Consider the following 25,269-nt stretch of genomic DNA (forward strand, 5'->3'; position numbering starts at 1 on the left):
CACGCGTGCGCCGAGTGTTCTGAACTATGCCCGGCGCCTCTACAAGCGTGTCAGGTTACACGTTGGGCTTTGACTTGATTGGCGTGTTTGCAGTTGTTGACCAGTTCACTGCGGGTTGCCCAGTCGGTATTAATAATGAAGAAGTTTTGAATGTAACTTTCTGAATGCTCCGACTTGAACCACTGATTGATTTCCTCTTTGAAATCATCAGGTACATGCAGCGGCAAGACATATTTCGCGCACTGGATGGCGACCAATGCGTTTCGCGCTTTGTAGCGGGTAATGGTGCTGTCCATAAAGTGTTTGAGTTCAGCCGTCGAGATCAGGTTTTTACCGCTCCAGCGTTGATCGACGCCCTCCCAGAGCGACGTCGAGCCGGTGTAATGGTTGTAAGCCGCGACCACGTTGGCCCCTGGATGGGCGGTGTAGAGTTCATCGAGCGTTAAACCGGCCCATTTTTCAGGCACGATGCGTTCGCCCAGTAGGGAGAGGATCAGCGCCTGAAGTTCGCTGTGCGCCTCTGCCGTAAAGTCCCTGAACTCATGAAAGTCCAGCACGACGATCTCTTTAAACGCCCGTTTATCCGCGTAAAACGTCTTGAGCGCTTGCAGGATATCGCCAGCGACCGTGCGCCCGGATGATGTTTTGTGGAACAGTTGAAAGCGGCGCGCGTCACCGCGCGGATACTTGCCGTAAAACGCGACCCTTAAATCCAGTGCCCTGATCCCGTGCCTGAGTTGCTGAAGGGGGGCGAAGTCTTGGGTGATTTCTTGTGGCCACTGGAAGTTGGGTGCTTGTTTATCGCTGCCTGAATCATGACTGCCGGGGAGGATGAGTTCGCCGATGCGCAGTCTGTTGATGTCAGGGACTTCACTCATCCAGTAATGGTTAGTTGTTGTGCTCATGGTCTTTCGCTCCGTGAATGACCGTTGGTGGATACACCTGAGCATAGGAGGGGAACTGAGCTTTTAAACGGCTGCTACATATGCCGCTACATCTTTGTGGGGGTATCGGTCAGGGGTAATCGATGGCGACGATATACACCCACTGTTCGCCGGTCGGCGTCTGGACCTGCACTTCAGCATCCAGCGCCTTGCCGATGAGCGCGCGCGCCAGAGGCGAGTCAATGCTGATCAAGCCTTGTTTCAAATCCAGCTCATCCGGGCCCACGATGCGGTAACGCGCCTGCTTGCCGTCTTCATCCTCAATGGTGACCCACGCCCCGAAATACACTTTGTTGGGGTCGCTGGGCTTGTCGCTGACCACTTTGAGGCTTTCGAGGCGCTTGGTCAGAAACCGCACGCGGCTGTCGATTTCACGCAGCATCTTTTTGCCGTAGGTGTATTCGGCGTTTTCCGAGCGATCGCCCTGCGCCGCAGCCTCACTGACAGACTGCGTGACTTGCGGGCGACGCACGTGCCACAACTCGTGCAGTTCGGCCCGCATCCGCGCTTCACCTTCGGGGGTGATCAGCGCGGTGCCGGCGGGGCGAGGGGGGCGGTAGCGGCTCATGGGCAATCCATTGGCAGAGAAGGCGGCGAGTCTATCAGCCCTCGCGCAGCACTGTCAGGGGGCTGGTATTGAGCGCTTTGCGTGTGCCAAAGACACCGGCCGCCCCGACCATCAATGCCCCCGCGACTGGCAACAGCAACAGCCACGGGTGAGGATGCCAGGGCAGGTCAAACGCGAAGCGGTACAGCACCAGGCTGACCAGTTCGGCGCCGATCGCAGCGAGCAGACCGCTGGTTGCACCGAGCAGGCCGAACTCGATCCGTCGGGCCTTGATCAACAGTGCGCGCCGTGCCCCCAGTGCCCGGAGCAAGGCCCCTTGGCGGATGCGTTCGTCCAAGGTGGATTGCAGGCCGGAAAACAGCACGGCCATACCGGCCGCGAGAACAAACAGCAGCACGTATTCGACGGCAATGGTGACCTGCGCCAGGATGCTGCGCAGTTGGGCCAGCAAGGCTTCAATGGGCAAAATCGTCACGGCCGGAAAACGGCGGGACAGCTCGATGATTTCCCGGTCATGGCCCGGCGCCAGATAGAAGCTGGTGAGGTAGGTGGCCGGTAAGTCCTGCAAGGTGCCGGGCTGGAAGATCATGAAGAAGTTGGGTTGGAAATTGTCCCAGTTGATGCTGCGCAGGCTGGTAACTTGCGCTTCACGTCGCGCCCCGCCGACGCTGAAGGTCAGGTGGTCGCCCAGTTTGAGTTTCAGGCTTTGGGCCACTTTGGCCTCGACCGAAACGCCGGGGATGCCGTCGCCGGGGTCTTGCGTCCACCATTGGCCCTCCGTCAACTCATTGCCCGCTGGCAGGTTGGCGGCCCAGGTCAGGCTCAAGTCGCGCTGAATGGCTTTGTCGCCGCTGGAGTCCTTGCTGACGAGCCCTTGCACGGCTTGGCCGTTGATGCTGATCAGGCGCCCCGGGACCACCGGATACAGGGGCGCTGCCGTGGCCTGCAATTGCATCAGCCGCGTGCCAAAGGCCTCTTTGTCAGCGGGCAGGATGTTCAGGGCAAAGTAATTGGGCGCATCTTTGGGCAGTTGGTTCTGCCAGGTGTCGAGCAGCTCTGTGCGCAACAGGGCAACCAGCGCCATCGACAGCAAGATCAAGCCGAACGCCAGGGCTTGGCCGGCGGCGGCCAGGGGATGGCGCAGCAGTTGCCCCAGCCCCAGACGCCACGGCAGTGAGGCACCAGCCAACAGGCGACGCAGGCTTTGCAGGCCCAACAGCAACAGGCCGCCCAAGCCCAGCGCAGCCAGCACTCCGCCACCCAGTAGGGCGAAGGTGAGCACCAGATCAAGGCTCATGCGCCACATGATTAACCCCAGGGCGAGCAGGGCGGCGCCATAGACGCTCCAGGTACTGGCGGGTATCGGCAACAGGTCGCGCCGCAATACCCGCAGCGGCGGCACCCGGCCCAGCGCCGCCAGCGGCGGCAGGGCGAAACCGGCCAGCGCCACCAGCCCGGTGCCCATGCCGGCGAACGCAGGCATCAGACCGCCCGGCGGGACGTCAGAGGGCAGCAGGTCATGCAGCAGCGCGAACAGGCCGAGCTGGGCGAGCCAGCCCAGCAAGGCGCCCACCAGGCTGGCCAGCAGCCCCAGTACGGTCAATTGCAGGGCAAACAGCCACAAGGTTTCGCGACGGGACAACCCCAGGCAGCGCAGCAGCGCGCTGGCATCGAAGCGGCGATTGGCAAAACGCGTGGCGGACAGTGCCACGGCCACGCCCGCCAGTAACACCGCTACCAGGCTGGCCATGTTCAGGTAGCGCTCGGCTTTGCCCAGTGCGCCGCCTATTTGCTGGTTGCCGTCGCGGGCGTCCAGCAGGCGTTGATTGGCGTCAAGGCCGGGCTGGATGACTTGCCGGTATGAGGCAAGCGCGGGCGCTTCGCCGCGCCACAGTTCACGGAAATTGACCCGGCTTCCGGGCTGTACGATGCCGGTCGCAGCCAGGTCATCCAGGTTGATCAGTACCCGTGGGGTCAGGCTGTAAAGATTGCCGGCCCGGTCGGGTTCGTACGTCAGGACACGGGTAATGCGCACCGTTTTTGAACCCACGTCGATCGGGTCACCGACCTTCAGGTCCAGCGCTGTCAGCAGGCGTGATTCGGCCCAGGCCTCGCCCGGTTCAGGGCCGCCGCCGGGCTGCTCTTGGGCGTAAGGTTGGGCAGCGCTTTTCAGTTCGCCGCGCAGGGGATAGGCATCGTCTGCGGCCTTGATGCTGGACAGTTGAATGCCGTTGTCGGTGGCAATCACGCTGGAGAACTCCACGACCCGCGCATGCTTGAGGCCCAGTTCCTTGCCGAAACGAACCTGTTCGTCCCGGGCCGGGGAGGTGCCATCGAGGACCAGGTCGGCGCCCAGGAATTCAGTGGCACGCAGCAGCATGGCGCCGTTCAGGCGTGCGCCGAAATAACCGATGGCGGTACTTGCCGCCACCGCTACCAGCAGGGCGAAGAACAGTACGCGTAATTCTCCGGCACGTGCATCGCGCAGCAATTGGCGTACGGCGAGGCTCAACAGGCGTAACAGTGGCATGCGTGCCATCAAGGCTCCAGAGGGCCGACCAGATGGCCAGCTTCAAGGCGGATCAGGCGCCGGCAGCGGTGTGCCAGGCGTTCGTCATGGGTCACCAGCACCAGCGTGGTGCCGCGCTCTTGATTGAGCTCAAAGAGTAAATCGGTGATGCGCTCACCCGTGTGACTGTCGAGGTTGCCGGTGGGTTCATCGGCGAACAACACGTCGGGCTCGGCCGCGAAAGCCCGGGCGATGGCCACGCGTTGCTGTTCACCCCCGGACAATTGACGCGGGGAATGGCTCAGGCGCTGCCCCAACCCGACGCGCTCCAACAGGTGCCGCGCGTGATCGCGCGCGTCTGTGCGGCCCTCCAGCTCCATCGGCAACATGACGTTTTCCAGCGCATTGAGGCTGTCGAGCAATTGAAACGACTGGAATACAAAACCGACGTGTTCGGCACGAACCCTGGCGCGCTGGTCTTCATCCAGCGTGCTCAGGGCGTGCCCGGCGAGGATGACTTCGCCTGCGCTGGGCAGGTCGAGCCCGGCCAGTAATCCCAGCAGGGTCGACTTGCCCGAGCCGGATGCGCCGACGATGGCCAGGCTGTCGCCTTGACGCAGTTCAAGGCTCAGCGGGTGAAGGATGGTTAACTCGCCTTCCGCGCTGGGTACCACTTTGCTAAGGTTCTGCGCGGTGAGAATACGTTCGCCCATGGAGAATCCGATGCGTGTGTGGTTTGTAAGTGCTGCTCTGGCCCTGATGTGTATGGCGCAGAACGCAGCGGCGGGAACAATCTTGATCGTCGGCGATAGTATCAGCGCGGGTTTCGGCCTGGATACCCGGCTGGGCTGGGTGTCCTTGCTTGAGCAGCGACTTGAACGCGAAGGTCATGACGACCGGGTGATCAATGCGTCGATCAGTGGTGACACCAGTGCGGGCGGGCAGGCCCGGTTGCCCGCCCTGCTTACAGAGCATAAACCGGATGTGGTGATTGTCGAATTGGGCGGCAATGACGGGTTGCGCGGTCAGCCGCCTGCGCAATTGCAACAAAATCTTGCCGCGATGATCGATGCCGCCAAAACCGCCGGCGCTAAAGTGCTGCTGTTGGGGATGCAGTTGCCGCCCAATTATGGCCCGCGCTATACCGAGGCGTTTGCCGGTGTTTACACGCAGCTGGCTGACGAAAAACAGATCGCGCTGGTGCCGTTTTTCCTTGAGGGCGTAGGGGGGCATCCCGAGCTGATGCAGGCTGATGGCTTGCACCCTGCCGCCGCCGCACAGCAACGCCTGCTGGATAATGTGTGGCCTGCGCTAAAACCGTTGCTTTGATGCTTTTCTAGTCGCAGCGTTTCGGCTAAGGTGGCGCCCCCCCGATTTGGAGCCCCCGATGTCGCGTCCTGCCTGGTCTTTATATGCCTATCAACTGATCGAGCCCGATGAACAGCTCGATTTGTTCGCCTGCCAGGAGGTACGGGTGCATCTGGTGACGCGTCAATTGGAGCTGGGAGGCACCATTGACCGTACGTTGTGCGGCTCGTTGCTGCCTGCGCAGCCGCGTTGGTCGGACGTCACGCGCAAGGTGTTTCAGGACCACCGCCTCTGCCCGCTGTGCCGCGCAATCATTGAATCGCAGCGCCGCGGCACCGAGCCCATCTGGCCCGAATTGCGCTTTGAACTATGATCTACCTCGTCTGACTGTTTCGGCGAGGTACGCCGCCTCCAGAACCCGGCAGGCTGCGTGTACACTTTCCCCCTTTTGTCCCCCGTTGATTATGCGAAGGATGTTCCGGATGTTGTCGCGCCTACCTGCCGTCACCCGTTGTCTGTCAGTTGCCGCACTGTGTGTGGCAGGCCCTGTTGCTGCTCTTGAGTTTCCGTTGCCACCGCCCGGTGAAGACGTGGTGGGGCAGGTACAGGTCATCAAGGGCCGCTACGAAGACTCCTTCGCAGACTTGGGCAATGAGCATGAGCTGGGCTATTCGGAGATGATCGCGGCCAACCCCGGCATCGATGCCTGGCTGCCGGTCAAAAAGCACCCCGATGGCACGCTGGTGGACACCGACATCGTGCTGCCAACCCAGTTCATCCTGCCACCCGGCAAGCGGGAAGGGATCGTGATCAACCTGGCCGAATACCGGTTGTATTACTTCCCCAAAGGTCAAAACAAGGTGTACACCTTTCCGCTGGGGATTGGCCGTGAGGGCTGGGGGTCGCCGTTGGGCCAGACCCGAATCACCGCCAAGACGCCGAACCCGACCTGGACGCCCCCTGCGTCGATCAAGGCTGAACATGCCCGCAATGGTGATCCGCTGCCCAATGTGGTGCCCGCGGGCCCGGACAACCCTCTGGGGCCTTTCAAGTTCACGCTGGGCATGCCGGGTTACCTGATCCATGGTTCCAATGCCAAGTTCGGTATTGGCACGGGCACGAGCCACGGCTGTTTCCGCATGCTGAACAAGAACGTCTTGCAAATGTCGCAGTTGGTGCCTGTGGGGACGCCCGTTCGCATTATCAACGAGCCCTACAAGATGGGCGTAAGTGGCGGCAAGGTGTATCTCGAAGTGCACGAGCCATTGAACGTCAAAGACGGGTCCCTGCTCGCCAAGAGCGACAAGTCGCATCTGACTCAAGAAGACAAAGAACAAAAGTGGGCTGGTTTCATGAACTTCGTGCTCAAGCACAAAGCACTGGAAAACAGCATTCAGATCGACAAGGAAAAAGCGTTCCCGGTGGTCGTGGCAGAAACGGGAATACCGGCTGAGATCGGAATCAGCACCGCTGTCGTACCGCAAGTGCCTGGCGTGCTTGAAGTGCCAGAAGGGCAATCGCTCGATTACGTGCAGTAATCGATCTGTTTAAAAGCCGCCGCAGTCACTGACTGCGGCGGCTTTTTAATGCCTGTTGAAAATACCTCAGGCAAAAAAAACCGACCCATAAAATGGGTCGGTTGGTAACAGCCCCGAAGGACTATTACTTGCGGCTTGCTTTTTCAAGCATGCGCAGAGCACGTTCGTTTGCTTCATCAGCAGTCTGTTGTGCTTTTTGAGCAGCAGCCAGCGCTTCGTCAGCTTTACGGTAGGCTTCGTCAGCACGAGCCTGGGAACGTGCTGCTGCATCTTCAGTTGCAGTCAGACGGGCTTCAGTTTCTTTAGATACGCTGCTGCAACCGGTAGCCAGAACTGCGGCCAATGCCAGAGCAGAGAATTTCAGAACGTTGTTCATCGTGTTCCCCTTCAAGGACTTTCTAATTGAAGCTGCTCCTTCAACATGAGGAAACAGCCGGCGTACATACTACCCATTACTTGTAGTAAGTAAACTGACCTAGCGCAAGAACCAAAAAAAATAATTGGTAATGACTGGCCATGGGCTAGCTTTAACAGATTGTGCTTGTAAAACAGTCGGTTTGACGCACTAAGCACATCGCCCTATTTGGGGACAGGTCATCAGGTTTCAAGTGACTTTAGTGCCGGAGTCACGTCATAGCTTCCACATTGCGCAAAATGTTCAATGGTCTGGCACGAGGCTGGGCGAAAGATGCTCCGGCCACGTCGCGTGCACCGAGCGTTTATGCCGAGTTTGACTACTCTTTACACAGGCTGGCGTCTTGCTATTGCGCGAGGTGCAAGCCTGGTGTCCAGTGGTTCCCTCGGCCCCAAAACAACAGTAAGGTAGGGGTCACGGTTCAAGACCCGCGAGGAGTAATGATGAGCGAGGCGTTGTCCATCCACCATGACCAGGCAGGTCACCAGTTTGAGACCACTGTCGACGGTCATCGTGCTTACCTGACCTACATGGATCTGGGAAAGCAGACTCTGGATATCTACCGCACCTTTGTTCCGAACGCCCTGCGTGGCCGTGGAATTGCCGCTGCATTGACCGAAGAAGCCCTCGATTACGCCGAGAAGATGGGCTATGACGTGATTCCTTCATGCTCTTACGTCGAGCGTTACATGGAGCGTCACAAGCGCGCTCAAGCCAAAATCTGACCCTTTACTGCTCGCCGTCTGCCCGCCCCGGGCGTTGCCCGACGCCGCTCTTGCCGCTATTGACCTGAATCAACGTGATCACTGACCCCCTCGCTTAGTCTGGAATCAGGCGGGGGCGGCGCGTTGCCGAGCCCGGGTTAATGACTGTGGAGAGAACGCATATGATCCGTGAAGTCGAAGGCGACATTTTACTGAGTCAAGCGCAGGTGATTGCTCACGGCATTGCGCCTCAGGATCCTTTCGATACCGGCCTGGCGCTGGCTCTGCGCGAGCGCTGGCCATCCTTGGTGGCGGATTATCGTCACGCCGCCCACAGCAAGGCCCCACAGCCCGGTGAAATCTGGTGCTGGTCAGGCGTTGATGACAAGGGCGCAGTGCGCAGCATTGTGAACCTGTTGACTCAGGATTCGTTGCATACCGGTCATGCGGCCAAGCCCGGCAAGGCAACCCTGAAAAACGTAGGGCATGCTTTGCGCGAACTGGCCCGGTATGTGGCTGACGAACACATTAAAAGTGTGGCGCTACCGCGGCTGGCCACGGGCGTCGGCGGGCTGGAATGGCACGACGTCAAGCCATTGATTGAAAAGCACCTGGGCGAACTCAACGCTGATGTCATCGTGTATGAGGTGTATCGCAAGGGTGTGAAAGCGGACGAGCAACTGGGTTAGATCCGCCGCACCCCCGTATAAAACGCACCCCCTTGCACCCCGCGAGTCCTTCGTTCTCGCGGGGTGTCTGCGTTTGCTGCAAGGGTGATCGAGGGGGGGGTTGATCTGTGTCTAGGCGGTCGGGCGACAGATGCTGTATTTATTTGAATCATCCGCCGTTCATTTAAGGAAATCTCATGACCGATGTGGTCACTCGCACTGCCTCCGTAAAGCCCGCAGCCAAAAAAGCGGCACGTACCTCCCGCCCACGCCGCACACAGTCCGGTGATGTCGCACCGACGCAAAGCCCTGCGCAACTTCAGCGGCATGTAGTCGAAGACAAAATTCAGTCGCGCCAGGCGGCCACCAGTGCGGCGGTCAAAGACATCCTGCAGCAGATTCCGCAGGGCGATACACAGGGCCTTATCCAGACCTTGGGCACCTTGATGTCGGGCATGTCTCCCGACGATGCGGTGGTGTTGCGCAACGCATTGCTCAGCCAGGAAAGCGAGTCGGTTTTCCACCAGCGTCCCCTGCACCCGGACGATCAATTGGCACCGGACTGGCGCAAAGGCAACTACCCCTACAAGAACCTGATGTCGCGGCGTAACTACGAGCGCGAGAAATATCGCCTGCAAGTTGAGCTGCTCAAGCTACAGGCGTGGGTCAAGGAAACCGGTCAGAAGGTCGTCATTCTGTTCGAAGGGCGAGATGCGGCGGGCAAGGGCGGATCGATCAAGCGCTTTATGGAGCACCTCAACCCACGGGGTGCGCGGATTGTCGCCCTGGAAAAACCCAGCGAAGTGGAACGCGGCCAGTGGTATTTTCAGCGCTATGTTCAGCATTTGCCCACAGCCGGCGAAATCGTGATGTTTGACCGGAGCTGGTATAACCGCGCGGGTGTTGAGCGCGTGATGGGCTTCTGTTCGGACGATGAATACCTTGAGTTCATGCGCCAGACCCCGGATTTCGAGCGCATGCTGGTGCGCAGTAACGTTCACCTGATCAAGTTCTGGTTTTCGGTCAGCCGCGACGAGCAACGTCGACGCTTCAAGGAGCGCGAGAAACATCCGCTCAAGCACTGGAAACTCAGCCCGATCGATCTGGCGTCGCTGGACAAGTGGGACGACTACACCAAGGCCAAGGAAGGCATGTTCTCCTACACCGATACCTCGGATGCGCCCTGGACGGTGATCAAGTCCAATTGCAAGAAACGCGCGCGGCTGAGCGCCATGCGCTATGTGCTGCACAAGCTGCCGTATGCCGACAAGGATTTGAAAGGTATCGGGGCGCTCGATCCTTTGATCGTGGGGCGCGCCAACGTGGTGTATGAGCGCGGCGAACGCCGGGCTTCGATTCCGCTGTAGCACTGTAAAGCCCCTGCAGGAGCGGGCGCGCTCCTGCAGGTTCAACCGTGGCTGTGCTTAGCCGCGAGCACGGTTTGGCAGTACATCCTTAAGCTTGGCCCGCATGCTGCGCAGGGTGCTCTCGGTGCTTGCCCAGTCGATGCACGCATCGGTAATCGACACGCCGTACTGCAAGTCTTCGAGGTTTTTAGGAATGGCCTGGCAGCCCCAGTTCAGATGGCTTTCGACCATCAGGCCGATAATCGACTGATTGCCTTCGGCGATCTGGTTGGCCACGTTTTCCATGACCAGTGGCTGCAAGGCCGGGTCTTTGTTGGAGTTGGCGTGGCTGCAATCGACCATGATGTTCGGGCGGATGTTCGCTTTGTTCAGCGCTTGCTCGCACAAGGCGACACTCACTGAATCGTAGTTCGGCTTGCCGTTGCCGCCGCGCAGCACGACGTGGCCGTACGCGTTGCCTTTGGTGGTGACAATCGAGACACCGCCTTCCTGGTTGATGCCCAAAAAGCGGTGCGGGCTGGAAACCGACTGCAACGCGTTGATCGCCACCGTCAGGCCGCCATCGGTGCCGTTCTTGAAGCCGACGGCCGAAGACAGGCCCGAAGCCATCTCACGGTGGGTTTGCGATTCGGTGGTGCGCGCACCAATGGCCGACCAGCTGATCAGGTCTTGCAGGTACTGCGGGGAGATCGGGTCCAGCGCTTCAGTTGCGGTCGGCAGGCCCATTTCAGCCAGGTCCAGCAGCAGTTTGCGCCCGATGTGCAGACCATCTTCGATCTTGAACGAGTCATCCAGGTACGGGTCGTTGATCAGGCCTTTCCAGCCGACGGTGGTGCGTGGCTTTTCAAAGTACACCCGCATGACCAGGTACAGCGTATCGCTGACTTCAGCAGCGAGGGCCTTGAGGCGCTCGGCGTATTCGTGCGCAGCCTTGATATCGTGGATCGAGCAAGGCCCGATGACAACGAACAGTCGATGGTCTTTGCCATCCAGGATGTTGCGAATCACCTCACGGCCCTTGGTCACAGTCTGCAAGGCAGTTTCACGCAGAGGCATCTCGCGCTTGAGCTGTTCAGGTGTGATCAGGGTTTCGTTGGAGGCAACGTTTAGGTCGTCGATCGGTAAATCAGCCATCGTGTTACTCGTCAGGTCACGGGTGCTGGCCGCCAGCGATCCCCGTGCGGCGGAGCACAGCATGATTGAGCGCAACGGGGAGCCGAACCTTAACGCGTAAAGCGGTTATCCGACAATGGGCACACGCAGGTTTAATCCAGTGCTGGTTGAGCCAGCGCGCGCTCCAGCGTGGCTTGGGAGAAGTCCACGGCGTTCAGGCTGATCCATTCCAGTGCCAGCGCTTGCAGGTTGTCCACCTGCGGGTTTTGTAGTCGCTGCAAGCGGTAAAAGTGTTCGATCTGGCACACCTGTTCGCCCATGCGGGCACCAAACAGCGTTTGGGCATCGGTGAAGGCAATGCCCACTCGGTAGCCCTGTTCACGTTTTTCACACCACGCGATATAGCCCTGGTAATGCGCATCCTCGCCCAGGGTGGGCATGTGAATGTCAACGGCCGCTCCACGCTTCCAGCCTCGGTCGCTGTTGCATGAAACGCCGCCAAGGCTGATAGAGTGCAGCTTGTGGCGTGAAAGGGCGGGGTGTTTGCGGGGCGTAATCTCAGCGGGGATATCATCTGGGTGAGGTAAAAAACGACCCATGAACGCACACTCCAAGTGCCAGCACTTTGATATTGTTTGCCTCAGTATAGTGGGTGAAATGGAACTGACAGATTTTGATGCGGACCAGCACCTGCTGGCGCTGCCCGGTACATCGCTGGTGATCTTCACCAGCGTCGGGTGTTCGAGCTGCCGTGTCGCCCGGCACAGGCTGCCTGCGATGACGCTGCCCATTGACCGGCTGTGCTGGATCGATGCGGGTGACAACGGCGGGTTGGTGCAGCGTTATGGGATTTTCCATTTGCCGACCCTGCTGGTGGTGCGTGACGGCCAGTTTTATGGCGAGTTGAAATCGCGTTTGAGTGAAGGCGAGCTGGCGCATCACATCCGGCTGGCCTTGATGACGGAACCGGACGAACTGCCTTGACCCGGTCGTCCCCCCCCCATGCACTGCCAGCGGAGGCGACATGAGTAAAGGCTTGAAAGGCAAGTTGGTGCTGGCGATCTCGTCTCGCGCCCTGTTCGATCTGAGTGCGAGCCATGAGGTGTATCTGGCCCACGGCATTGAAGCGTATCGCCAGTACCAGATTGAACACGAAGATGAAGTGCTGGCGCCGGGGGAGGCTTTTGCGCTGGTGCAAAAGTTACTGAGCTTCAACGCCACCCTCGGCCGCGAGCGGGTAGAAGTGGTGCTGGTCTCGCGCAACAGTGCCGATACGGGCTTGAGGGTCTTCAATTCGATCCAGCATTACGGGCTGGGGATTTCACGAGCGGCCTTCTCCGGGGGGCGTAACCCGCATCCTTATCTCAATGCCTTTGGCTGCGACCTGTTTTTATCGACCCACGCCGACGATGTCCGCAGTGCGCTGGATGCCGGTTTTGCGGCCGCGACGATCCTGTCCGGGGGCACGCGGCGGGCTGAAAACAAAGAACTGCGCATAGCGTTCGACGGTGATGCGGTGCTGTTTTCCGACGAAGCCGAGCGCGTGTATCAGTCGGGCGGCATTGAAGCGTTTCAATCCCTGGAGCGTGAATCAGCGCGCAGCCCCTTGCGCGGCGGTCCCTTCAAAGGGTTCCTGGAGGCGCTGAACCTGTTGCAGCGTGAGTTCCCGGACGACGCCTGCCCAATTCGTACCGCACTGGTGACGGCGCGTTCGGCACCCGCCCATGAGCGGGTGATTCGCACCCTGCGTGACTGGGATATCCGGCTGGATGAGTCGCTGTTTCTGGGCGGCCTGGACAAGTCGGCCTTTCTCGAAGCGTTCGCGGCCGACGTGTTTTTCGACGATCAGGCCGGTCACTGCGAGCGCGCCCGCCAAGTCGTAGCAACCGGGCATGTGCCCCACGGTATCAGCAACGAACGGCAGGATTTGCCTGCCGACTGACAGCACGGTGATAGCCCTCGCACTTCCCTTGGCGCTGCTAAGCTGAATCCATCTCGGCCACTCATTGAGTCGGGGGAGGTCGCATGATTCGCTCGATACTGTTTGCCAATGACCTCGGTATTTATGCGCCACTGGTGATGCAGCACGCCTTGGGGCTGGCGCGTACCTTCCGTGCGGACTTGTATGTGGTGCATGCCGTGGAGCCGATGGGGCTGTTCGCGGAGTCGGTGTTGCAGAGTTATCTCGATGAAGAGGCGTTCAGTGCGCTGCACCAGCAGGGCATGAGCACCATGCTGTCGAACATTGAGGGACGGGTGTTGCAAAGTCTGCGCGATGAGCTGGGCGAAGGCGGGCAGGAACTGGCCCTGATTCGCTCGGTCAAGGTGATTCAGGGCGAGCCTGCGCACGTGATTTTGCAGCAGTCCGACAGCCTGGCGGTTGACCTGTTGATCCTCGGCAGTCATGGCCAGCCTTCGGGCGGGCTCAGCCACTTGGGACGCACGGCGGCGCGGGTGATTGAGCTGGCACGCATGCCGGTGTACCTGGTGCCGCTGCTGCAGCGCCGTCGTCGCACGGAGGGTTAAGACGCTTGCAGGCTTGATAACGATAAAAAAGTTCTAGATTTCTTCTTCTGACCTTCCATATAGTTATATACCGCCGCCGATACCCTTGGCGTCTAATTGCTTTGAGGGATGCATATGAAGCTTCAACAATTGCGCTACATCTGGGAAGTGGCGCACCACGACCTCAACGTTTCCGCCACTGCGCAGAGCCTTTACACCTCACAGCCGGGTATCAGCAAACAGATCCGCTTGCTTGAAGACGAATTGGGCGTCGAAGTGTTTGCCCGCAGCGGCAAGCACTTGACCCGCGTCACGCCGGCCGGCGAGCGCATTATCACCACGGCCGGCGAGATCTTGCGCAAGGTCGAAAGCATCAAGCAAATCGCTCAGGAATTCTCCAACGAGAAAAAAGGCACCCTGTCGATTGCGACCACCCACACCCAGGCGCGTTATGCCTTGCCGCCGGTTATCAGCAACTTCATCAAGCAATACCCGGACGTGTCCTTGCACATGCATCAGGGCTCGCCGATGCAGATCGCCGAGATGGCAGCCGATGGCACCGTTGATTTCGCCATTGCCACCGAAGCCCTCGAACTGTTCGGCGACCTGGTGATGATGCCGTGCTATCGCTGGAACCGTTGCGTCGTGGTGCCCCAAGGGCATCCGCTGACCAAATTGCCCAAGCTGACCCTTGAAGCGCTGGCCGAATACCCGATCGTGACCTACGTGTTTGGCTTCACCGGCCGCTCGAAGCTCGACGAGGCGTTCAGCCATCGTGGCCTTACGCCAAAAGTGGTGTTCACGGCCGCCGACGCCGACGTCATCAAAACCTATGTGCGACTCGGGCTGGGGGTTGGCATCGTGGCCAAGATGGCCGTCGACACCAACCTTGATAAAGATTTGGTGGTGCTGGATGCCAGCGAGCTGTTCGAGTCGAGCATTACCAAAATCGGTTTTCGTCGGGGCACGTTCTTGCGCGGTTTCATGTGTGACTTCATCGAAAAATTCGCCCCGCACCTGACCCGCGAAGTGATGGCCAAAGCGATCCAGTGCCATAACAAGCAAGAACTTGAAGAGCTGTTCGAAGGCGTCGAATTGCCTGTGCACTGAGGCTCGATACCTGCCCCGGCAAGCGGGGTACGTATTAAGGGGGCGTTTGACGGGTAGTAACCCTGTAACGCCCTGGCACCGGGAATGACCTTGACACTGTTGCGTGATGGCCCGTTGAACCAAGTCGGCTCAACCCCCCACGCGACCTCAAGGACCCCCTTATGGACGACTCCACCCTCGACACCCCCCGCCCTTACTCAACGCTTGTTCCCACCCTGAGTCCTGCGTTTATCAGCGCAGACGATGCAGCGGTGTATGCCCACGATTTAATTGGCAATCAACGCGAAGAGGAATTCGGCGGCTTTATTTTGAGCAAAGACCATCAGTACTTTGCCACCATCCCACAGAGCAGTGAGGGCACTCTGTTCCGGCCCGCAGACGTGCTGTCGCTGGGAGAAAACGGCGATATTTTGCCGCCTGAAGGCTATGCCATTGAAGGGCTTTATCACTCACACACTGTTTTCGCGCACCCGCTGAACCTCAGTGATGAAGAGCGAGCCCTGCAAGACAACTTCTTCTCCATGATGGATCTGCGTACGGCCATTTCATTTCGCCACAATTACGGACGTTTCTACTTATCCAATCCCGATGGCAGCCTGCTGTGCTACGTCTCCAGCGATTCGCCGCTGGAGCGCGCCTTGATGCCTGTGTTCAGGTTGGTCCATCCGGGCCCGCCAGGGCACCTTGAACAATCAGATGCCGAGAATGTGCTGCTGCCGAGCGATTTTTTGGCGATGGTGTATCTGGCCGGGGAATTGAGTGTGGTGTGCCCTGGTACTTTCTGGCGTCGACGCGCTCGCATTACCGGCGATTGGCGAACCGGCCAGGTCATTGACACGCAGGTTGATGACCGGCCGCCCCTGTGCGGGCCGATCGCGGCAACGGCTAATGCCGCCGCCAGACTGGCCCATGCCCAGATGCTTAAAGGCGCAAGGGTTCAACGGGTGGGCTTTATTCTCAAGCACACGGAGCACGCGCGATTTGTCAGCACGCGCCCTCACATTGCCGCGTTCGAACGATACGATCGCCCGCACGCCTATGGCAGAGAGCGCTCAGGTGCGCCTCTGCTGCCTGCCGGCTATCGGGTGGTGGCGGTGTATCACTCGGCTGATGACGCTGGCGTGCCTGTGCCGGCCAGCCAGCGCTTACTCATGAACAACTGTTTTTCGCCGGATAACGTGTGCATGGGTTTTTGGCTGATGCAAAACGCGATTGGCCAGAAAATCTATTTTTCGGCGCCCCAAGGGGCATTGTTGTCGTATCGCCAGTTGTCAGAAGGTATCGACCGCGCGTTGATTGCCAGCGTGACCCGGCGCGAGGGCGAAGTCAGCGACTTCGAGCATTTGCTCAGCCTCGGTGTCCTGAGCGCCGCCGATTATATCCGGCATGTGGCCCAGGGGGCCGTGTTGGAGGTGTTGGTGACTGACACGGTGTGGACGCGCAAAGGTCGGGTGACCGAGCGCTGGCAGCCCTTTGTGGTGCTCACGGATCAGGGGCAAAGCCCGTCTGCCTGAGACGGGCCTGTTGGCCTTTATTGTTCGGCGTTGCGCGAGTGACGGTATTCACTGACCGACTCATACACGGCCTTGCGCAACCGATTGATGCCGCCAATCGGCCGATGCGCCGCGATCCCGTGCCAAGGGTTGAAGGACAGGTTGTCGCACGTCAGGTTCTGGCGCGGGGTGTCAAAGTCCTGAGCGGGTACGTTGATGCGCGCGACGGTCTCGAACGGTGCATCGGACGTTTGCCACTCGATGCTGGTGTCTTCAATCGGCATGTAGCGATTGGCGTTCTGACGCTGGATTTGCAACACAAAACACGCCGGTACACGGTCAGTCGACAGTTGCCGGGTCAGCGCCTGGCGCAAGAAATTGGGCAGCGCCTGATTCTGCTCGGGCAGCGTGTAGGCCGGGCACCGCTCAGGGTCGGGGGCTACCCGGAACTTGGCGTTCACGCTGCCAAACTTGTAAGGCGAGACCGAAAAATAGGTGGTCTGCGTCGGGCTGGCCGGCGCCGGTGACAACGTCGCCAAGGCAATGAACAAATGGCGAACTTGCCAGTCCTTGGGGTTCCACGACGGGAAGAACGCCATGACCTTTTTGCCGTCAGCCTGCGCCCCGATGTTTTGTCGGTACTCGGCCACATCACTGACGAAGAAGTTGGGATGGTTGAACATCACAAAATCCTGTTCGGTGCGGCCTTGTTGACTGGGCATCAGTTGAGTGCCCGGGACGTCCAGCAGTTTGATGGCCATCCCCCGGGCATCGCGAATGCTGTCAAATTGCGGGTAGGCGTTGCCGTTGGACAGGCGCATCACGGCGTGCCAGGTCTTGCCCGGTTCGGCGAAGACACCCTGACGCAAGGCCGGATCCAGGTCGCTCAACACCTCAACCTCGGCGTTGACGCAACCATGTGCCTTGGCGTGAGCATCGCGCAGGTAACGGGTGTTTTCCCGGTGCTGATCGACAATTTTGAGGGCGGTCTGAATCGTATCCCTGGTCATCGAGGCTTCGCCGGTCGGGATTTCCTCTTGCGTGGACACCGGCCCGCGGTGTTGCCAGGCATACCAGCCGCTGGCCAATGCCCAGCCGATCAACCCCAGCGCTATCAGTGCCAGCAGCAGTTGGCCCAGCCATGAGCCCAGGCGCATCCAAAGAGTGGTCAGCATGCAAAGATCCTTTCAGTTACCGTGCGTTGGAATGGCCTTTTCACAGTGCGGGCACCTGTTGTTCGAGCGGGCTGCCGAGGACTTTCAGGTACTCCAGCAAGGCCCAGCGCTCTTCAGGTTGCAGAAAGCGCCCGATGACCCCATTGCCCTGCGGCCCGGCCCGAAACTCATGGCCGCTGTTGTGATTGCCGCTGATGCGGGTGTCGAGCACAAAGCCCCCGTCAAAGGCTTCAGTGCGATAACCCAGATGGCGTGGATCGTACTCAAACGTGCCGCGGTAAAACGTTTCGTCGCGCTCGGACTGAGGCGACAGCAATTGATACAGCGTGGGCACCGAGCCGTTGTGCAAATACGGCGCTGTGGCCCAGATCCCGTCCAGCGGCCGCGCCTTGTATGCGCGCACTTCCTGCACGGCAATCGGCAGCCCGTAACCATTGAGGCGATCCTGTTCCTGCGGGCTGAGCCCGGCGGCGTCGTACGCATGCTTTTCAACAAAGGCGGTGATGTACGCCAGCCCCTTGGCAACGGACAGTTGATGCAAGTCCAGCGGTTCATCGCTGTGGGGAAACAGCGTCACGTTCATCTTCGCTAACTCGGCCGGGTCCCATTGCAGGGCGCTGACGTCATAGCGGTTATCGGCGATGTTATTGGCGGTATTGGGGTCCGTGCCGATCACGTCCAGTGCAATGACGGTCAGCTGTTGCACGCGACGGCCTGCTTCGTCCTTGACCTGCGGCACGTGACACCCGGCGCAGTTTTCCGTGAACAGGGCGCGCCCTTTGGCGGCCAGCGGGCGGTCGATCTGGCCGAAGAGTGCTTCAGGCCACACGGGCGGTTTGAGCTTTTGCAGGGTTTCTTCGATCAGGTGCAAGTCATGCACCCGTACACTGGAGGGGTAGCGCGCATCCCCTTGCAAAGGCTGGCCGTGGCTGTCGAAAAAGCTCAGGGTGGCGCCGACACCCAGGGCCTCACCGATGTTGCGTGCCATGGGTTGCTTGGCCGATGCGGTCCACTGCACCCAGTCGAATGTCCACATGTCCCACAGGTGCGGGTAATCGACCGGCGCATTGGCGACGCGGTAGTTGTCAGGGGAAATCGCGTCGCCAAAACTGGCATTGGCAATGCGGCCGAAGGCGTCGGTACGGCCGGGGCCTTCCAGGGTGGGGTAGAGGCCGCGATGGGTGTCATTCCAGGCCACGGCGAGGAAAGTGTCCAGCGCGGTTTTGAATTCGCGGCGCAACTGTTTGTGCTGCGCTTGATAGTCATCGCCCAGCACGGCGTGGGCGAACCGCTCGAATTTCCACGGGTTGTAATAGGTGGCGGCCAGGCTGGCCACCAAGGCCTGGCCGAAGCTGCCACCGCGCAGGGTCGGCACGCTTGAAGGCAGCACGTGCTGGGCCGGGGCGCCATCTATGCGCAGGGCTTGCCCTTGATAACGCAATTCGCCGGTGTGGCAGGCGGCGCAGGTGATGTCGAGGTACTCAACCGTGCTGCCGGGGTTGCTGTGACGGGTAAACCCCACAGGCAAATTGCCGGGGTTGGCAGCACTGGCTTTTTGTTGAGGGTCGACCAGAAAGCCGAAGCGCGCCAAGTACTCGGGCGCGGCAAAAGGTTGCTGCGAAAACGGCAACTCCAACGCGCTGAACCAGTTGTAGCGCAAGCCTTTCACTTGAGTGCCTTGGGGCGTGTAGTAATAAGTCTGGCGGTCTGCCGGGCTCCATTGATCCAGGTAATGCAGCTGCTGCGGTGCCTGATAGGCCGGTAAGTGTGGATGGGCGGTGAAATAGACCACCACGGCAATCAACCCCGCCACGGCCGCCAGCAGGATTAGCAGAACACGGTAAAACAGACGCACAGTCACGCTCCTTGTCAATTTTTTATCGTCTTATGCCTTACAGAGTGGCTGGCATCAAGTAGCCATTAGTTCCTGCTGAAAAATAGGCATCCGCCTTGACAGACCGTCTTAAGTGTTTACAAAAGTTGCAGCGATTATGAATTGTCTTTTAGGCGTGAACTTCTGATCGTTTTGTGGCTCTCATGCCGGTAGCCATTGGTCGCGGCCGCCTGATAAGCTCGCGGCTTTATTCGATTGCCCATTTGGCGCATGAACAAGGAAATAGCATGAAACAGCATCGGTTGGCGGCAGCTGTGGCTCTGGTAGGCCTGGTACTGGCGGGTTGCGATTCGCAGACCAGCGTAGAGCTGAAAACTCCGGCACAAAAAGCTTCTTATGGCATCGGCCTGAACATGGGCAAAAGCCTGGCTCAAGAAGGCATGGATGATCTGGATTCCAAAGCCGTCGCCCTGGGCATCGAAGATGCCGTTGGCAAGAAAGAGCAAAAACTTAAAGATGACGAGCTGATCGAAGCCTTCTCCGCACTGCAAAAGCGTGCTGAAGAGCGTCTGACCAAAATGAGCGAAGAAGCCTCGGCAGCTGGCAAAAAATTCCTCGAAGAAAATGGCAAGAAAGCCGGTGTCACCACCACCGCTTCTGGCCTGCAATACGAAGTGATCAAGAAAGCCGATGGCCCACAGCCAAAAGCGACCGACGTGGTGACGGTTCACTACGAAGGCAAACTGATCGACGGCAAAGTGTTCGACAGCTCGGTTGAGCGTGGCAGCCCGATTGATCTGCCAGTGAGCGGCGTGATTCCGGGTTGGGTTGAAGGCCTGCAACTGATGCACGTTGGCGAGAAGTACAAGCTCTACATTCCAAGCGAACTGGCTTACGGCGCGCAGAGCCCAAGCCCGGCCATTCCAGCCAACTCGGTGCTGGTGTTCGACCTGGAGCTGCTGGGTATCAAAGACCCGGCCAGCGCTGATCAGGAAGTTGCCCCGCAAGCACCTGCCAGCAAGTAAGCGAGTTGCAGCACATAGCGCCCCGTCTCGACGGGGCGTTTTCGTTTCTGTAGTTCATTTCCTACGCTCTGTTTGACCTCTGATCGGAACATCCCCAAAGCGCTGTGTGCGGGTTGCTAGTGCCACTCGGCTGCCAAGTCAATGAATTTATGGGTTTTTTTATGTGTGTAAAAAATGCCCGATCTGAGCGCAGCCCTTATGGAACGGGGCTTTCAGGGATCGAAATCAGCTCTGTTCACAAGGTTATCCACAATTTGTGTGGATAACATTTGCAGCGCCCCGCCCCGTTTTCCTCGCCGGTCGTAGGTTTATCTGACCTCACATCAAAAACCCCCAAGACCTTAGCGGCTGTTAGGATTAAGCTTCTAGGGAAAGTTCCGACTCGATTTATTTAAAAGTCTGACGGGGTTTAGTAATGGATCTTCAAATTATCAAGCGCAACGGGGAACCCGAATACGCGGTTCTGTCATGGGAAAGCTATCAGGCACTGCTCAAGGCCGCGGGTATGAGCCAGCAGCCAGCACCCGCCGAGGCGCCAGCTGCGCCTGTTCCTGAGCACACGCTGCCAGGGCTTGATCAACTGCGAAGCTTGCGGGAAGCAAAAGGCCTGGCGCTCGACACGCTGGCGCGCACGGTCGGTATCAGCCCGTCTTACCTGAGCATGATCGAACGGGGTGAGCGCACGCCGGACAGCGCCATCAGCCGCAGCCTTGGCTGGGAGTTGGGGATCACCGGCTGGAGGGACGCGTCATGAGCGTACGCATCAGTCGTCAACACTGGGACGCTTTGCTGGCAGAACTCGATCAGGCCCGCCGCCAGCGGCACCTGGTGACCTATCGGGCCTTGCTGGAGCGTTTGCAATTGCCCAGCCCGGCCATGTTGACCCTGACCGCCGCACTTGAGCATCTGGCCGCGCTGGACACCAAAGCGGAACAGCCGATGCGCAGTTCATTGGTCATCAGCCAGGGGGCGAGCCGTTTGCCCCGTACCGGTTTTTTCGAATGCGCAGAGCGGCTCGGCCGTTTCAGCGGGCCGCCTGACGGCATTGCAGCTGCTTCCTGGCATGCCGCTGAAGTGGTTCGGGTCTTTGAACATGTTTACGAACATGAGGAAGCCTGAGTGATGTGGCGACTCAAGGCGCGCTTAAGCTACTGGCTGGCGCGCAAGTTGTTTCACTGGCGCTGGTGTGTTCGCCAGCCACGTTTATGGCGCTGGATGGAAGGCCAGTTCGCGCGCATGGCCAACCTGGGTGATGCCGATGCCCAGAGCTTCTATGGGCACATTCTGGCGTTTCGTGGGCAAGGGCTGGGGGCCAAGGAGGAGGGCGTGCGCCTGTTGCGCCTGGCGGGTCTGGCGGGCGATGGCAAGGCCGCGTACCAAGTAGGTGTGTTCAGCCTCGCGGGAAGTGTGAGCAAAGCCCCTGACGCCGCTGAAGCCGTTCGCTGGTGGACAATGGCGGTCAAGGCAGGCCACCCGCTGGCGCCGATCAAACTGGCGGCGCTGTACGAGCAAGGTGCTGCGGGGGTGCAAGCCGATCCCGAACAGGCTCAGCATTATCGGGCCGGGTTGCGTTAAGCCCCCGACGTGACAAAAAAAGGGCGGACCGCTTTGCGCGGCCCGCCCTTTTTAGGTCAGTGAACAACACGGCTGTTCCCGATCAAACGCCCGTGCCGGGGTGGCTCAGAAACCAGGCTGAGATCGGGATCGGCTTTAACGGCTGATCCCGATCGTGCGCTGCCACTGCGCCACGACACGCGTGCGTCGTTAGCGGGTGGCCACCTGACCATTGAGCTTGAGGTAGTCGAGCAAGATGCGCCCGGTCTCGCTCAGGTAGGCGTCATCTTCCGGTTTGGTCTTTTCAGGCTCGACCGGCAGCGCGTCTTCGTCTTCTTTTTTCATTTCCTTGAGCGGTGCTTCGCCTTTGGCCTGACGACGGGCGTTTTCCATCGCCAGTTGCTTGGCTTCAATGTCGGCGTGCTGCGCGCGGCGCTCGGCTTCATTGAGGCTGACGGTCTTCTCGTTCATCAGCTTGTCAGCCAGCGCCAGCTTGTCACGGATAAAGATGAATTCTGCATCCTTGGCCGTGCGCGCTTCATGGTCCGCCTTGAGCTTGGCAATGAAAGGCTTGAACGGGTCGACCGCAGGCTTGATTGCCGGGCGGATGGTGTCCCATGGCATGGCTTCAGGCAGGGCGCTTTCACCGATTTCCTTGGTGTCGATGATCGACGGGAACGCGACGTCAGGCAGAACGCCCTGATGCTGCGTGCTCTGGCCGGAAACCCGATAGAACTTGGCCAGTGTCAGTTTCAGTTCACCATGGTTGAGCGGTTGAATGGTCTGCACGGTGCCTTTGCCGAAGGTCTGGCCGCCGATGATCAGTGCACGGTGGTAATCCTGCATGGCGCCAGCAAAAATCTCCGAGGCCGAAGCCGACAGGCGGTTGACCAACAACGCCATCGGGCCTTTGTAGAAGGCGCCCGGATTTTCGTCTTCCAGCACGTCTACCTTGCCGTCCGCGTTACGCACCAGCACGGTCGGTCCTTTGTCGATAAACAGGCTGGTCAGCTCCGTCGCTTCCTGCAACGAACCGCCGCCGTTGTTGCGCAGGTCGATAATCACGCCATCGACTTTTTCTTTCTGCAACTCGGTCAGCAGTTTCTTGACGTCGCGGGTGGTGCTCTTGTAATTCGGGTCACCGGCACGGAATGCCTTGAAGTCCAGGTAGAAGGCCGGAATTTCAATCACGCCCAGCTTGTAGTTCTTGCCGTCCTGTTTCAGGTTCAGGATCGACTTCTTGGCTGCCTGTTCTTCCAGCTTCACGGCTTCGCGGGTGATGGACACCACTTTGCTGGTCTGGTCATTCGGCGCATTGCTGGCCGGAATCACTTCCAGACGCACCACTGAGCCTTTAGGGCCGCGAATCAACTTGACCACTTCATCCAGACGCCAGCCGATCACGTCGACCATCTCTTTGTCGCCCTGGGCAACGCCGATGATCTTGTCCGCCGGGGCCACCTGCTTGGTCTTGTCCGCCGGGCCTGCCGGCACCAGACGCACGACTTTCACTTGGTCGTTATCGCTTTGCAACACGGCGCCAATGCCTTCCAGCGACAGGCTCATGTTGATGTCAAAGTTTTCCGCGTTATCGGGCGACAGGTAATTGGTGTGCGGGTCGTAAGACATGGCGAAGGTGTTGATATATGCCTGGAAGATGTCTTCGCTACGGGTCTGGTCAAGGCGCGACAGTTGGTTCTTGTAGCGCTTGGTCAGCAGTTCCTGGATTTTCGCGGGCTCTTTGCCGGCGATTTTCAGGCGTAGCACTTCGTCCTTCAGACGTTTGCGCCACAGGTCGTTGAGTTCGGCTTCGGTCTTGAGCCATGGGGCGTCCTTGCGGTCGACCTCCAGGGTCTCTTTGGCATTGAAGTCGAACGAGTCGACCCCCTTGTTCAGTTCGGCAAGGGCGAAGTCCAGACGCGATTTGACCCGGTCCAGGTAGCGCTTGTAGATCGTGAAGCCGGGGTTGAGGTCGCCGCTTTTGAGGAAATCGTCAAATTGGGTTTTCCATTTGTCGAATTCGGCAATATCGCTGGCCAGGAAATAACTGCGCGAGGGGTCGAGCAGTTTCAGGTAGCTGTCATAGATGATCACGGAACGTGCGTCATCCAGTGGCGGCTTGCTGTAATGATGGCGTTTGAGCAGCTCAACAACGTTAAGACTGGCAATTACCTCATCACGATCGGGCTGAAGGTTATCCCAACTGTTAGCGGCGAATGTATTGGCCGAGAGCGGCAAAACGCTGAGGCCAATGAATAGGGCAAGTGCGGTGCTAGGGAATAAATGCTTCATGCTGATTCGACGCGGGGGCAATTGATAACGCATATTAGGCCGTCTTTGAAGTCGCCGGTTCCATCAAGGACCGGTCGCATAATGCAAAAAGCCCGGTGCTTCAGCGCCGGGCTCAGTCCGGACTCACTATGGAGGCACTGTGAAAGCATTGCAAGGCGTTGAAGGTCATGTGAAGTGGGTTGAAGAGCCAAGTCCCACCTGCGATGCAGGGCAAATTCGGATTCGTGTGGCGGCAGCGGGGCTTAACCGCGCCGATCTTTTACAGCGTGCGGGGCTCTATCCACCACCGCCCGGCGCCAGCCAGGTGTTGGGCCTGGAATGCTCGGGCGTGATCAGTGAAGTCGGCCCCGGATCGTCGTGGCAAGTGGGTGACCGTGTGTGCGCGCTGCTGGCCGGCGGCGGCATGGCTGAAGAGGTTGTGGTGGATGCGCGCCACGCTTTACCGGTGCCCGAAGGTCTGTCGTTGGTCGACGCCGCGGCCTTGCCCGAGGTGTACAGCACCGCCTGGTTGAACCTGTTCCAACTGGCCGGTTTGAAACCCGGTGAAAAAGTGCTGTTGCACGCCGGAGCCAGTGGCGTCGGTTCAGCGGCCATTCAATTGTGTAAAGCCTTTGGCAGCCCGTGCTGGGTCAGCGTGGGGTCTGCAGAGCGTCTGGCGTACTGCCAGTCTCTCGGTGCTCAAGGTGGCGTTTTGCGCAATGACGGACTCGACAGCCTCAAGGCGCTGGGACCGTTCGATGTGGTACTGGACCCGGTGGGCGCCAATTACGTGGAGTCCAACCTCCAATTGCTGGCCCAGGACGGTCGCTGGGTGCTGATCGGTCTGATGGGCGGGCGCAAGGCTGAGCTGGATCTGGCCCTCGTACTGGGCAAGCGCATCCAGCTGTTGGGCTCGACCCTGCGCAGCCGCGATGACCAGTTCAAGGCGGATTTGCTCAGCGATTTGGGTCAGCAAGTGTGGCCTTTGTTCACCGAGAAGCGCTTGAGCCCGCAACTGGCCAAGACCTTCCCGATCGAGCAGGCACAAGCAGCGTTTGATGAACTGGCCGGCAATCAAGTGTCCGGCAAGCTGGTGCTGGTGATCGACCCGGACCTGCTCTAAAACGGCGGCCATGCCCCTGTCCCTTGTGGTCAGGGGCTTGTTCGC

Annotated in this window: 26 protein-coding genes; 16 read left to right on the top strand and 10 right to left on the bottom strand. The window is 59.3% G+C overall.

All coding sequences use genetic code 11. The features are described from left to right. Positions 1–50: 50 nt before the first annotated feature. The 4 genes from V6F78_RS00165 to V6F78_RS00180 all read right to left on the bottom strand — a co-directional run bounded on the left by V6F78_RS00165 (position 51) and on the right by V6F78_RS00180 (position 4,734). Complete coding sequence (locus V6F78_RS00165) at positions 51–905, bottom strand: hypothetical protein (RefSeq protein WP_169858803.1); 855 nt, start codon at positions 903–905, stop codon at positions 51–53. Positions 906–1,014: 109 nt separating this feature from the next. Then, positions 1,015–1,512 (bottom strand): transcription elongation factor GreB, encoded by a 498-nt coding sequence (gene greB / locus V6F78_RS00170; RefSeq protein ID WP_047274153.1) that lies wholly within the window; start codon positions 1,510–1,512, stop codon positions 1,015–1,017. Positions 1,513–1,546: 34 nt separating this feature from the next. Next, positions 1,547–4,051 (bottom strand): ABC transporter permease, encoded by a 2,505-nt coding sequence (locus V6F78_RS00175; protein ID WP_095007807.1) that lies wholly within the window; start codon positions 4,049–4,051, stop codon positions 1,547–1,549. Next, positions 4,051–4,734, bottom strand: a complete 684-nt coding sequence (locus V6F78_RS00180; protein ID WP_047274157.1) for an ABC transporter ATP-binding protein — start codon at positions 4,732–4,734, stop codon at positions 4,051–4,053. Before V6F78_RS00180 ends, V6F78_RS00175 begins: the two co-directional genes overlap by 1 nt. A gap of 10 nt (positions 4,735–4,744) precedes the next feature. Here V6F78_RS00180 and V6F78_RS00185 point away from each other — a divergent pair, with 10 nt between their 5' ends. The 3 genes from V6F78_RS00185 (at position 4,745) to V6F78_RS00195 (ending at position 6,867) form a co-directional block, all read left to right on the top strand. Then, positions 4,745–5,350, top strand: coding sequence for an arylesterase (locus V6F78_RS00185; protein ID WP_169840040.1), 606 nt, complete (start codon positions 4,745–4,747; stop codon positions 5,348–5,350). A gap of 58 nt (positions 5,351–5,408) precedes the next feature. Further along, a complete protein-coding gene (locus V6F78_RS00190; RefSeq protein WP_003446817.1) occupies positions 5,409–5,702 on the top strand; it encodes a hypothetical protein in 294 nt (97 codons plus the stop codon). Between the two features lie 109 nt (positions 5,703–5,811). Continuing rightward, a complete protein-coding gene (locus V6F78_RS00195) occupies positions 5,812–6,867 on the top strand; it encodes a L,D-transpeptidase family protein (RefSeq protein WP_047274164.1) in 1,056 nt (351 codons plus the stop codon). 124 nt (positions 6,868–6,991) lie between these two features. On the opposite strand, the gene oprI is transcribed toward V6F78_RS00195, so the two are convergent. Then, positions 6,992–7,243 (bottom strand): outer membrane lipoprotei OprI, encoded by a 252-nt coding sequence (gene oprI, locus V6F78_RS00200; RefSeq protein WP_003172710.1) that lies wholly within the window; start codon positions 7,241–7,243, stop codon positions 6,992–6,994. Positions 7,244–7,725: 482 nt separating this feature from the next. Here oprI and V6F78_RS00205 point away from each other — a divergent pair, with 482 nt between their 5' ends. The 3 genes from V6F78_RS00205 (at position 7,726) to ppk2 (ending at position 10,021) form a co-directional block, all read left to right on the top strand. Next, positions 7,726–8,007: a GNAT family N-acetyltransferase gene (locus tag V6F78_RS00205; protein WP_047292697.1), complete on the top strand. Its 282-nt coding sequence runs from the start codon at positions 7,726–7,728 to the stop codon at positions 8,005–8,007. Positions 8,008–8,168: 161 nt separating this feature from the next. Continuing rightward, entirely contained in the window at positions 8,169–8,675 is a 507-nt protein-coding gene (locus V6F78_RS00210; RefSeq protein WP_047281719.1) for a macro domain-containing protein, read from the top strand. Positions 8,676–8,851: 176 nt separating this feature from the next. Beyond that, positions 8,852–10,021, top strand: a complete 1,170-nt coding sequence (gene ppk2, locus V6F78_RS00215) for a polyphosphate kinase 2 (protein ID WP_047274170.1) — start codon at positions 8,852–8,854, stop codon at positions 10,019–10,021. Positions 10,022–10,078: 57 nt separating this feature from the next. On the opposite strand, the gene V6F78_RS00220 is transcribed toward ppk2, so the two are convergent. After that, the gene (locus V6F78_RS00220) at positions 10,079–11,155 is read right to left on the bottom strand and encodes a 3-deoxy-7-phosphoheptulonate synthase (protein WP_047274545.1); all 1,077 of its coding nucleotides are present in this window, start codon (positions 11,153–11,155) and stop codon (positions 10,079–10,081) included. Positions 11,156–11,286: 131 nt separating this feature from the next. Beyond that, positions 11,287–11,733: a PilZ domain-containing protein gene (locus tag V6F78_RS00225; RefSeq protein ID WP_047277779.1), complete on the bottom strand. Its 447-nt coding sequence runs from the start codon at positions 11,731–11,733 to the stop codon at positions 11,287–11,289. Here V6F78_RS00225 and V6F78_RS00230 point away from each other — a divergent pair. The 5 genes from V6F78_RS00230 (at position 11,732) to V6F78_RS00250 (ending at position 16,263) form a co-directional block, all read left to right on the top strand. Further along, a complete protein-coding gene (locus V6F78_RS00230; protein WP_047281721.1) occupies positions 11,732–12,118 on the top strand; it encodes a thioredoxin family protein in 387 nt (128 codons plus the stop codon). The two genes, V6F78_RS00225 and V6F78_RS00230, sit on opposite strands and share 2 nt — an antisense overlap. Positions 12,119–12,158: 40 nt before the next feature. Continuing rightward, the gene (locus V6F78_RS00235) at positions 12,159–13,076 is read left to right on the top strand and encodes a 5'-nucleotidase (protein ID WP_047292704.1); all 918 of its coding nucleotides are present in this window, start codon (positions 12,159–12,161) and stop codon (positions 13,074–13,076) included. 83 nt (positions 13,077–13,159) lie between these two features. After that, positions 13,160–13,660: a universal stress protein gene (locus tag V6F78_RS00240; protein ID WP_047277774.1), complete on the top strand. Its 501-nt coding sequence runs from the start codon at positions 13,160–13,162 to the stop codon at positions 13,658–13,660. 114 nt (positions 13,661–13,774) lie between these two features. Further along, the gene (cysB, locus tag V6F78_RS00245) at positions 13,775–14,749 is read left to right on the top strand and encodes an HTH-type transcriptional regulator CysB (RefSeq protein ID WP_094991297.1); all 975 of its coding nucleotides are present in this window, start codon (positions 13,775–13,777) and stop codon (positions 14,747–14,749) included. A gap of 161 nt (positions 14,750–14,910) precedes the next feature. Then, the gene (locus tag V6F78_RS00250; protein ID WP_332726425.1) at positions 14,911–16,263 is read left to right on the top strand and encodes a hypothetical protein; all 1,353 of its coding nucleotides are present in this window, start codon (positions 14,911–14,913) and stop codon (positions 16,261–16,263) included. A gap of 17 nt (positions 16,264–16,280) precedes the next feature. Here the strand turns inward: V6F78_RS00250 and V6F78_RS00255 are convergent, their stop codons facing one another. Together V6F78_RS00255 and V6F78_RS00260 are read right to left on the bottom strand one after the other, a co-directional pair. Then, positions 16,281–17,417 (bottom strand): catalase family protein, encoded by a 1,137-nt coding sequence (locus V6F78_RS00255; RefSeq protein WP_332726426.1) that lies wholly within the window; start codon positions 17,415–17,417, stop codon positions 16,281–16,283. Positions 17,418–17,457: 40 nt separating this feature from the next. Beyond that, positions 17,458–19,272, bottom strand: a complete 1,815-nt coding sequence (locus V6F78_RS00260) for a di-heme-cytochrome C peroxidase (RefSeq protein WP_332726427.1) — start codon at positions 19,270–19,272, stop codon at positions 17,458–17,460. Positions 19,273–19,538: 266 nt separating this feature from the next. On the opposite strand from V6F78_RS00260, the gene V6F78_RS00265 reads away from it, so the two are divergent. The 4 genes from V6F78_RS00265 (at position 19,539) to V6F78_RS00280 (ending at position 21,851) form a co-directional block, all read left to right on the top strand. Further along, positions 19,539–20,276: an FKBP-type peptidyl-prolyl cis-trans isomerase gene (locus V6F78_RS00265; protein ID WP_047274188.1), complete on the top strand. Its 738-nt coding sequence runs from the start codon at positions 19,539–19,541 to the stop codon at positions 20,274–20,276. A gap of 415 nt (positions 20,277–20,691) precedes the next feature. Continuing rightward, complete coding sequence (locus V6F78_RS00270; protein ID WP_047274190.1) at positions 20,692–21,030, top strand: helix-turn-helix domain-containing protein; 339 nt, start codon at positions 20,692–20,694, stop codon at positions 21,028–21,030. Further along, on the top strand, positions 21,027–21,395 hold the full coding sequence (locus V6F78_RS00275) for a hypothetical protein (protein WP_047274192.1): 369 nt from the start codon (positions 21,027–21,029) through the stop codon (positions 21,393–21,395). The genes V6F78_RS00270 and V6F78_RS00275 overlap by 4 nt, the downstream gene beginning before the upstream one ends. After that, on the top strand, positions 21,396–21,851 hold the full coding sequence (locus V6F78_RS00280) for an SEL1-like repeat protein (protein WP_047292714.1): 456 nt from the start codon (positions 21,396–21,398) through the stop codon (positions 21,849–21,851). A gap of 189 nt (positions 21,852–22,040) precedes the next feature. On the opposite strand, the gene V6F78_RS00285 is transcribed toward V6F78_RS00280, so the two are convergent. Next, on the bottom strand, positions 22,041–24,122 hold the full coding sequence (locus tag V6F78_RS00285; RefSeq protein ID WP_169838526.1) for a carboxy terminal-processing peptidase: 2,082 nt from the start codon (positions 24,120–24,122) through the stop codon (positions 22,041–22,043). A gap of 139 nt (positions 24,123–24,261) precedes the next feature. Between V6F78_RS00285 and V6F78_RS00290 the strand changes: the two genes are divergently transcribed. Then, positions 24,262–25,224 (top strand): zinc-binding dehydrogenase, encoded by a 963-nt coding sequence (locus V6F78_RS00290; RefSeq protein ID WP_094991301.1) that lies wholly within the window; start codon positions 24,262–24,264, stop codon positions 25,222–25,224. The last annotated feature ends 45 nt before the right edge of the window (positions 25,225–25,269 follow it).

This window comes from Pseudomonas sp. ESBL9, assembly GCF_036668715.1.
Classification (GTDB): domain Bacteria; phylum Pseudomonadota; class Gammaproteobacteria; order Pseudomonadales; family Pseudomonadaceae; genus Aquipseudomonas; species Aquipseudomonas lundensis.